The sequence below is a fragment of the Streptacidiphilus carbonis genome, assembly GCF_000787775.1.
GTDB lineage: Bacteria > Actinomycetota > Actinomycetes > Streptomycetales > Streptomycetaceae > Streptacidiphilus > Streptacidiphilus carbonis.
The window spans coordinates 78,519-85,608 of sequence record NZ_BBPM01000033.1 but is presented as its reverse complement, the minus strand read 5'-3'; the positions used below and the strand labels follow the sequence as shown (position 1 = coordinate 85,608).

Sequence of the window (7,090 nt, the reverse complement as noted above, 5' to 3'; positions counted from 1 at the left end):
CCACCCGGTGACCGTCCGTCAAGAACGGTGCGAACTGCGGCTTCAACATCCCACCAGCATACACGATCCGGCCGTTTCCGTGGGGGGTACTGGACAACCTTCGCTCGGCTGTGGGAACTTCGGTCAAGTGGGATGCATCATGATGATGCACTGTGTAGAGTCAGGATTGCACAGCACCCCCTCCTGGACCGGACCGGATGAGCGGCCCTGGTCACTCCGTGGAAATCCTCTCGCGTATCCGAGAAAGGGAGACGGCGAATGTCCGTGAAACTCCGTGACCATCAGATCGAAGCCGTGGACGCCATTGTCCGGGGCCTGGATATCCCGCCCGGGAAAAAGGTACCGCCGAATGGCCTGCGGGCGCAGGTGCATTCCCCATGCGGTTCGGGCAAGACCATCACGGCTGCGGCTTCGATGCTGCGGCTGTCCCCGCGTGGGCGGAACCTGGTCGTGGTGCCGACCCTGGACCTGCTGACCCAGACGGCGCGGGCCTACCGGGAGGTAGGGCACACGGGGCCGGCCGTGGCGGTGTGCGGGCTCCAGGACGATGTGGAGCTGTTCGACCTGGACGTGCGGTGCACCACCAGCCCGCCGCAGCTGGCGCTGTGGCACGGCAGCGGGCCGGTCATCATCTTCGCCACCTACTCCAGCCTGGGCGTGCTGGCGGAGGCGTTCGAGGGCGTCTACGGCCAGAAGCTGGCCCCGATGGACCTAACGATCATTGACGAGGCGCACAGGACGTCCGGCAGTTTGGGTAAGGCGTGGGCGGAGATCCACGACCAGAGCGTCATCCCGTCGACCAGGCGTTTGTATCTGACGGCCACGCCCAGAATCTGGCAGGAGCGGCCGGTGCCGGCCTGGGAGCTGCGCGAGGGCTACCGGCATGAGCGGCTGAAGGAGGAGATGGCCGCGAGCATGACGGATGAGTCGATCTTCGGCCCTGTCGTGTACAAAATGACGCTCGCACAGGCAGTCCAGCGGGGTCTTTTGGCGCGGTATCAGATCATCGTGGTTGAGCTGGCCGACCCGATGGTCACGCCCGAACGGCTGATGAGCACCGAGCGCACGGAGGAGAAACTGCGCGGGGAGCGCCTGGGCGCGCTCCAGGCGTCCATGCTCCACACCGCTGCCAAGCACGGCCTGCAGACGATGATCACGTTCCATCACCGGACGATCGAGGCGCAGGCGTTCGCGGAGGGCCTGCCCGCCGTCGCGGCGCACCTGTACGCCACGGACCCGGAGCGGTACCCGTCGAAGGTCTGGGCGGACTGGCTCCAGGGCGAGCACAGCGCGGAGCGTCGGCGGAAGGTGCTGGGCGAGTTCGGGCGCTCCGCGCGGCGAGCGGTGCTCTCGAACTGCCGGGTTCTGGGCGAAGGCGTGGACATCCGGGCCGTGGACTCGGTGGCCCTGCTGGACCCCAAGGGGGCGCCGCACGACATCGTCCAGGCCATCGGCCGCGCGCTTCGTCAGGCCCCCGGAGAGGGCAAATTGGCGTCGCTGATTGTGCCGGTATTCCTTGGTCCCGGTGAGCAGCCCGAGGATATGTTCACCTCCGGGAGCTACAAGCCGTTGGTAGCGGTATTGCGCGCCCTGCGCAGCCATGACGAAGAGGCTGTGGAAATGCTGGCGATCCCGCAGGCCGACCAGCAGCGGGATGTGAACCCGTCCATGGATATCGGTGCCGCGCCTGAGCCGGGGCAGCCGGAGAACCGTTTGCTGCTGCGTTTTTCCACCACTCGTGACCCGAAGTTGGTCGCGGACTGGGTTTCCTTCAACGTGATCGACACGGAGCGGCTGGACTGGGCTCGGGGGTTCAGCGCGGCGCAGCAGTTCGAGAAGCGCGAGGGGCACATGCGGGTGGTGTTCGACCACAAGGAGGGCAACTACCCCTTGGGGCACTGGATCAGTGAGCAGCGGAAGGCGTACGCGGCCGGGCAGATGACCGGCAAGCGCGTGAAGCAGTTGGACGGGCTCGGGATGATCTGGGACGCCGGGGAGTACGCCTGGGCGGAGAACCTGGCAGCGGCCCGTGCCTACTTCGCGGACCACCAGACCCTGGCCGCGCCGCGTTCCGCCACGGCGCTGGACCGGCCGGTGGGGCAATGGCTCTCGAACCAGCGGCGGCCCGGCGCGTTGGCCGGCTTGCCGGAGCGGGAGGCCGCGCTGGTGGAGATCGACCCGGACTGGAACCCGGCCTGGCCGCTGGAGTGGCAGCGGCACTACGCCGGGGTGCGCGAGTGCGTCACCGAACTGGGGGCGGAGCTGGTGGACCTGGAGCCGGGCGTGACCATCCATGGCCATGACGTCGGCCGGTGGCTGGAGCGGCAGCGCCAGGCGGTGGTGTGGCACGGCCTGGCCGACGGGCAGCGCGAGCGCCTGGAGGCCCTGGGAGTCGTGCCCGAGGCCGCGCCCGCCGCACCGGAGCAGCCGGTGCCCGGGAAGGGCTCTGGGGGCCGTTCTACGGCCTTCACGCGGGGGCTGGCGGCCCTGCGGCAGTACCAGGAGCGGACGGGCTCGGTGGTGGTGCCCAGGGCCCACACGGAGGAGCTGGAGGGGGGCGCTCCCGTGCGGCTGGGGGTATGGATCTCCAACACGAAGAGCCGCAGGGACAAGCTGACCGCGGAGCAACTGGCAGCGCTGGCGGAGCTGGGGTTGCAGTGGTGACGGCGGCCGGTCGCGGGTGAGACCGGGCTCTGCTGGGCAGCAGCGAAGGGCGCGTGCCGAAGGGTGCGCGCCCTTCGGCGCTTCCGGCCCCGGACGTGGGTGCCACTCCCTGATCGGGTTGTTCCGCAGGTCTGACGTTACGTCATATGGAGTCCTGCGGGGGTGGTTGGTCCTGGTCGCGCTGCTGGCGTTGCCGTTCCTCGATCAGGGCGATCATCCTGCTGCGCAGCGGTTCGGGCAGCCCGGCGTAGCGGGCCTGGAGCTGCGCTCGGGTGTACGCGGGCCTGCCGTCCGGAGACGGAGCAGCCGCGGGCCGGGATGGGCGCTGGATCACTGCGCGGCGCGGCGCGGGCGGCTGCGCCTGGGGCGGTGCCTCTGCCTCGGTGCCGGGCGTCGGCTGTCCGGTGGGTTCGGCTTCGAGTTCGGCGAGCAGCTGCTGGAGGGCGGTGCGGGCGGCCGGGCTGCGGGTACCGCCCCGGGGCGCCGGCCTGGGTGTCGGCGCCAGCGGCGCGGGGCGCTGTGCGGCGCTGTGCCGGTCGTTCCAGGCAGCCAGCAGCTCCTTGCCCCAGTCCAGGGCTTGGCGAGCCAGGACGCGGCGCGGAGTGGTGTTCTCGGTCCACTCCTGGAGGAAGCCGGTGTTCTGGGCGATGGCCTGGTCCAGCTGCTGCCGGGCGGCGTGTTCTTCGGCTTCCTGCTGGGCGCGGACGCAGGGCTGGCAGGGGTTGCCGCCGTGGGCCGCGTCGTCCCAGTCCTCGTACTCGTCTGCGGCGCGGTGGCACACCGGGCAGCGTGAGGCCTCGCGCTCCTGGTGCTCGCGCTCGCGTTCTTCGGCTTCGGCGGCCAGGCGCTCGGCTTCGGCCTCGGCTTCCTGCCGGGCCCGGTAGGCCGCGCGGCCGTCCGGGTTAGCCAGGGCCTGCCCCAGGGTCTCCAGGCCGGAGTGCCCCAGCCGCCACCACACCTGTCCGAGCGGGCCGTGCTGCTGGAGCCGGCCCAAGGTGGTGACCACGATCGGGATGGCGCTCTGGTAGTCGGTGTAGCTCGCGTAGACGTCCCGGCCCTCCCAGTACGGGTGGGAAAGGTCGCGCATCGCCTTCATGCGGTTGCGCAGCACGGTGTCGCTGGCGCCGGTGAACACCACCGCGATCGGCGGGTAGCCGGACCGGATCGGGTCGCCGTAAGCCAGCTGCCAGGCCGGGACCATCTTGGTGGCCTTGGTGTAGGCGTCCGGGTCGGCGACCTTGACCTGGTGGGCGAAGTAGGCGGCGTAGCGCTCGAACTTCCTCGCGAGGATGTGCGGGGCCTCGGTGGCGCGGTCGACTTCGACCAGGAGCACGGGCAGCTGGTGCTCGGGGGCGCGCAGGACGGCGTCGGCCTGGGCGCGGCGCTTGTTCGGGGCCTCGTGGACGACCTCGGTGGTCCAGGACAGGATCGTGCCCATACCCGGCCCGGCTCCCTCGCCGGTGCCGCCGGTGAGGAAGGCCAGGATCGTCTCGTTGACCGCCATCGCGTGCGGGGCCCCGGAGCGGCCGGCGCCGCGGGCGATGTTGCCCACCTCCCGACCGGCGGGCATCACCTGCTGAGCGGCATCCCGCCCGGCGGTGGTCAGGCCCCAGGTCTTGTGCCCGGTGCTGGTGCGGCCCTCGGAGTGCACCAGCTTCGCGCTCTGCAGGTCGTTCAGGGCCGCGCGGGCGAACTTGTTCTCCTTCGCCTCAGGCCGCAGCAGCCGCCACAGCTGGTCGGCGGTGACCACCTTCAGCACCCCGAGCGCAGTCAGCACCTCGGCGCGGACCTTTGCCGTCGAACCGGCCGTGTTCGCGCGGGGCCGCTTCGCCGACGGCCTGGCCGACACCGGCGCGGTGGCCTCGGGCTCGCCCTGGTCTGCCACTGCTACTCCCCTGTCCCGGCCGGCGACGTCTCGATCCGGCGATCTTCTCCCACGCCACCGACATCCGTCACGCAGCTGCTTGCGTCTGCGGTTGCTTCTGCGGGTTGCCCCCGCGACGGCCCGCAGCTCCTCCTCTGCGCCTCCTCTTCGGCCGGCCACCTGGCCGGGCGCAGCCGCCCGCGCGGGCCGCCGGGCCGCGCGGGCGCAAAAAATAAAGAACAGCGGCTCGCGGCCGGGGAGCGAACCACGCCTGCACACCGCAGACCACAACATCCATGGTCGTGGGGGTGCAGAAGGGGTTGTCAGCTCGTTTTTGATCTTGGAAAAGTGGCCCTGAGCTGCCCGGATACGTCCGATTCGACCGAAGGGCACGGAAGGGGGGCCGGAAGCCGGATCGGAAGGGAGAACGGAAGGGCCCGCGTCCGGCCTGACGGGCGCGACGGAAGGACTGGTGACGCGCTGGTGGCTTCGCTGCGGGGCTGGGGCGGCGCGCGGTCATGACACGGCGCGCCGCCCCGGCGGGTCGACCACGGGGATGGTCCCCCGGACCAACGACGCACCCGGGCCGCCGTCACGGGTCGGCCGTAGGATCGGCCGGTGCCCGACGACCCCGCCCAGCCGCCGCTGACCGAGCGCCAGTGGGACGCCCTCGGTGAGCTCCGCCGCCTACAGGAGCAGGGGCTGCCCGCCGGTCGCGGAACTCCCGGGCTGCACCTGGCCACGCTCAAGCCCCTGGCCGCCGTGGGCCTGGTCGACCTGGAGGAGACCGGGGAGCCGGACCGCCGCGGCCGCCAGTGGACCGCCGCCCTCACCCAGGCCGGCCACGACGTCCTGGACCAGGGCGACACCGAACCCACCCTGCCCTGACCGCCCGGTGGGCTGCCCCACGCTTTCAGCGTGGGGTGTGGCGGGGGTGCTGGGGAAGGGCTCGTGGGAGCGGTGCGGGGCGCGGGACCGCGCCGTACGCGCCCCGGCTGGGGGTGGGGCTCAGTCACTACCGCCCCGATCTGCTGGTGACTGTTTCGGTGACTTCCAATCGGCCAGCCCAGAAGCATTCGTGGTGTTGCCAGGCGTTGCCGCCTCCGCGGTGCAACGGAGTTGCGGGTGTTGCAGGGCACGAACCTAGGTATGCGGGGTCGTCCGGCCCCGTCGTTCTGGCATATTGCTGCCGTTCTTCGAGAGGCTGAATTCGTTGCGTGGATCGCTCTTGTCGCTGAGGTCCGCCGTGGTCTTCACCCTGGCGCTGCTCGCGGGGGTGGGCGCAGGGGTGTTGTCTGTCTGCCGGTCCATGATTACCGGGGTCCGATACGGCTTGTACACGGGGGGTCCGTGCGCAGGTATGCGGCCCGGCGCTACATCGACGCGGGCACGGTCTCCCGATACCTCAACGGCACCCGCGTGCCGCCGTGGAACTGGGTGGTGGACCTCTTCAAAGAGGTCGCCGCGGAGCAGAACGGGGCGCCGACCCCGCTGGCCCTGGAGCACATCAAGGCGTTGCACCACGGCGCCGGGCAGGTGACCAGTCCGGTCGCTCATGGCGTGGACGTACTCCAGCAGCAGCTGGCTGAGGCCGACCGGCAGGCACGCCAGGCCGGAGCAGCGGAGAACGTCCTTGGCGAAGCGTTGCTGGACCGTCAGCACCGCATCGCCGACCTGGAAGTACGGCTGAACCTCTTGGAGGTCGAGTGGAATGCCGAACGCAACCAGGCCGACCAGCTGCGGGAGGAAGCGGAGGCTGCGCGGGGTCTGGAGGAGGAACGGCGGAGCCTGGCCCGTCAGGTCAGTTCGCTGGAGCGTGAGCTGGAGGAGGCCCGGCTGAAGGCGCTGGCCGCCGAATCGCGCTGTGACCTGCTTGAACGGCAGCTCGCAGTCATCGAACGGGCTCTGCCAGCCGGCCGGGGCCCGGCCTCGACAGACTTGGTCCTTGCCGGCAGCCGTGCCCGTGTGCTCATCGTCGACGACCAGCACGCCAACCTGCTGGCCCTGGAAGCCGTCCTGGTCAAGTTAGGGCACGAGGTCGTCTGCGCATCGTCCGGAGAAGAGGCGCTGAAAGCCCTCCTGGACAGCGACAGCTTCGCCGTCATCCTGCTGGACGTCCAGATGCCCGAGATGGACGGCTACGAGACCGCCACCCACATCAAGCGCCGCGACCGCAACCGCAACATCCCCATCATCTTCCTGACCGCCATGGACATGGACCCGACCCTGGAACTGCGCGGCTACACCGTCGGCGCAGTCGACTACATCGTCAAACCCTTCGACCCCTGGATCATCCGCGCGAAGGTCGAAGTGTTCGTCCAGATCCACCTCGGCAGGACATCCGGGTAGACGCCGCAGACGGTGCCAATACTCGAACAGTCCGTCACTGCACAACCCTTGCCCAGTCCCAGACCCTCTTGCCCGATCAGCGCGACCCCTTGCCCACCCGGTCTACTGCGTCCAAGCGCTCGTAGCCGAGACCCTGGTGGGCTTGGTCCCCTCCCGCGCCGTGGGCAAGCGCCCCCTACGGGCTTCTAAGCGCTCGTAGCCGAGTCCTGGAAC

The 7,090-nt window shown here is 70.2% G+C and carries 5 protein-coding genes; 3 read left to right on the top strand and 2 right to left on the bottom strand.

Annotation, left to right across the window (positions count from 1 at the left end):
• Positions 1-258: 258 nt before the first annotated feature.
• A complete protein-coding gene (locus TR46_RS24180; RefSeq protein ID WP_042404787.1) occupies positions 259-2,664 on the top strand; it encodes a DEAD/DEAH box helicase in 2,406 nt (801 codons plus the stop codon).
• Between the two features lie 142 nt (positions 2,665-2,806).
• Here TR46_RS24180 and TR46_RS24175 read toward each other — a convergent pair whose 3' ends face one another.
• Positions 2,807-4,549, bottom strand: coding sequence for a replication-relaxation family protein (locus TR46_RS24175; protein WP_042404785.1), 1,743 nt, complete (start codon positions 4,547-4,549; stop codon positions 2,807-2,809).
• A gap of 597 nt (positions 4,550-5,146) precedes the next feature.
• Here TR46_RS24175 and TR46_RS24170 point away from each other — a divergent pair.
• Complete coding sequence (locus TR46_RS24170) at positions 5,147-5,416, top strand: hypothetical protein (protein ID WP_042404783.1); 270 nt, start codon at positions 5,147-5,149, stop codon at positions 5,414-5,416.
• Between the two features lie 255 nt (positions 5,417-5,671).
• On the opposite strand, the gene TR46_RS44505 is transcribed toward TR46_RS24170, so the two are convergent.
• A complete protein-coding gene (locus TR46_RS44505) occupies positions 5,672-5,839 on the bottom strand; it encodes a hypothetical protein (RefSeq protein WP_236655470.1) in 168 nt (55 codons plus the stop codon).
• Between the two features lie 39 nt (positions 5,840-5,878).
• Between TR46_RS44505 and TR46_RS45100 the strand changes: the two genes are divergently transcribed.
• Positions 5,879-6,877, top strand: a complete 999-nt coding sequence (locus tag TR46_RS45100) for a response regulator (RefSeq protein ID WP_269084271.1) — start codon at positions 5,879-5,881, stop codon at positions 6,875-6,877.
• Positions 6,878-7,090: the final 213 nt, after the last annotated feature.